We start from the raw sequence: 1871 nt of genomic DNA on the forward strand, positions 1-1871 counted from the left end.
GTCCGGCGCTGCGTGCTATCGGTTTGGTATTGGCGTGGAAGATGGCGATGGCCCTTGCTCCTGAGCTTTTGCTTGTGATCTCCCCCGAAGGGGGCGCGCTGACTCGGTACGAGTCGTATGTGCGCACTTGCTTTCGCTGCGTGCTATCGTAGCATCACCACCCACGTTTCAGGCAGAAATAAAATGGCGCTGTCAGATGAGCAGAAAGCGGCCCGTTTGCAGGACAAACTGGCGCGCTTGAGGACCAAAAATAGGGGCTTGGAGACCGGCCAGAAGATCATCCTGGGCGGGATGCTGTTGGCCGAAGCGAAAAGAGAGCCTAGAGTCCGGCAATGGGTGCTTGAGCTGGCGGCATCGACGGTGAAAAGGGACGTGGACGTAAAGCGTCTGGCTCCGCTCCTGGACGAACTGGCCTCGATGGCACCGTAAGCAGTGTCTCTGTGTGTCACTCAGTGACTCAGAGTGTCTTTGATTGACTCAAAATGTCTCTAATTGCAGCATTTTTGCAGTGAAGATGCAGCGAGGTGCAGTGAGGTGCAGTGTAGGTGCGGTTATTTTGCAGTGCGAGTGCAGTGCAAATGCAGGACTTACCCAAGGCACAAGCAGGACAACAGTGCAACTCAATGCAATTTAGTGCAACACAGTGCAAACCAATGCAACACAGTGCAGCGGATGCCTGCTCAGGTTTGACGTACAGATGATGTAAATGCGATGTAACAGTGATGTAAAACCCTCCCAGCTGGAGAACCCCACATGGCCAACCTCTCACCCATCGTTTCGGAATTCGAAACCGATGAACAGGCAGCAAGCTACGACCGCTGGTTTCGGCTCCAGGTGCAAGCATCACTGGACGATCCCAGTCCAGGTGTGCCGCACGATCAGGTCATGGCGGAAATGGACGCAATCATTGCCGAGGCAGAAAAGCGTCAACAGGATCGGGCTAAGGTCAGCTGATGCAAATCATCTGGCGGCAACGTGCGCGCATGAGCCTGGCTAAGATCATCCGGTATATCTCCAACGAAGACCCCAAAGCCGCTCAAGCCATTCTGGAGCGCTTACAATCGGCCATACTGCCGGTGGCCGATCATCCATACCTGTACCGCCCTGGACGTGTGGCTGGTACTCGCGAGCTGGTGGCCCATCCAAACTATGTCCTGGTCTACCGCGTCACCCTTGAGCGCATCGAGGTCGTGAACGTGATCCACGCCAGGCAGGAATACCCCTCGCTCTAGTTGACCCGCAAGCGAAGCGCGCAGGGCGTAGCCTGCGCCGTGAAGGAGCGAAGCAGCCCTTGTACGGCCTTGAGGTCTTGCACGGCCACAGAAGGGCGCACAACGACTGTAAGGGCGCTTTCTACCTGACACCACACACGATCAAGCCTCAGCTCAGGCAAGCCAAAACTTTGTCATGACAAAGTTTCTTGCATGCGAGAATTTCTGGTTCTTTTTATAGATGCTCAAATGTGCCTACTTCCGATTTTGGAAAATTTTATAATAAAAACAAACGGTTACCAGTCCTTAATTGTGCCTTTTTTCCGGTTTGTTTTTTGAACCGAGGTGTAGGCGGCCAAAGGCCGCCCGGCGCTTCGCGCCGATATTCATTGGCCGCACCGCGTGTATAGGGCATGACACTGATGGCTGTCGCCTCGCTTCGCTCGTTGACCGGCCGCGCCATATCCCTGGCCGGAAGAAGCACCCGACCAGCGATCTGCCCCGACCTCACCGTATTTCCGATCTGCTACATATCTTGAGAACGGCGCTGTTTTGCTTGTTCTTGTTTGTAAAAGCTTGTAGCACGGCGAGGCCTCTAGAACGGGCCTTACAGGCCGGGAATTCTGCCTTTTTCCGGGTTTAATCTGCCTTTTTCCGGGT

At 54.6% G+C, this 1871-nt stretch carries 3 protein-coding genes; all 3 read left to right on the forward strand.

What is annotated here, in order from left to right; translation table 11 throughout:
* The first annotated feature begins 183 nt into the window (after positions 1 to 183).
* The 3 genes from ABJ99_RS12080 to ABJ99_RS12090 all read left to right on the forward strand — a co-directional run bounded on the left by ABJ99_RS12080 (position 184) and on the right by ABJ99_RS12090 (position 1232).
* Positions 184 to 429, forward strand: a complete 246-nt coding sequence (locus ABJ99_RS12080) for a hypothetical protein (protein WP_002555996.1) — start codon at positions 184 to 186, stop codon at positions 427 to 429.
* A 324-nt stretch (positions 430 to 753) separates the two neighbouring features.
* On the forward strand, positions 754 to 954 hold the full coding sequence (gene relB, locus ABJ99_RS12085; RefSeq protein ID WP_004661690.1) for a type II toxin-antitoxin system RelB family antitoxin: 201 nt from the start codon (positions 754 to 756) through the stop codon (positions 952 to 954).
* A complete protein-coding gene (locus ABJ99_RS12090; protein WP_004661723.1) occupies positions 954 to 1232 on the forward strand; it encodes a type II toxin-antitoxin system RelE/ParE family toxin in 279 nt (92 codons plus the stop codon). The genes relB and ABJ99_RS12090 overlap by 1 nt, the downstream gene beginning before the upstream one ends.
* Positions 1233 to 1871 lie beyond the last annotated feature (639 nt).

Source organism: Pseudomonas syringae pv. cilantro (assembly GCF_001293775.1).
In the GTDB taxonomy this organism is placed as follows: Bacteria; Pseudomonadota; Gammaproteobacteria; order Pseudomonadales; family Pseudomonadaceae; genus Aquipseudomonas; species Aquipseudomonas syringae_P.

What these genes read in the sequence shown, in the direction of transcription:
- ABJ99_RS12080 (WP_002555996.1), top strand. Translation starts at nt 184, where the DNA reads ATGGCGCTGTCAGATGAGCAGAAAGCGGCCCGTTTGCAGGACAAACTG.
- relB (WP_004661690.1), top strand. Translation starts at nt 754, where the DNA reads ATGGCCAACCTCTCACCCATCGTTTCGGAATTCGAAACCGATGAACAG.
- ABJ99_RS12090 (WP_004661723.1), top strand. Translation starts at nt 954, where the DNA reads ATGCAAATCATCTGGCGGCAACGTGCGCGCATGAGCCTGGCTAAGATC.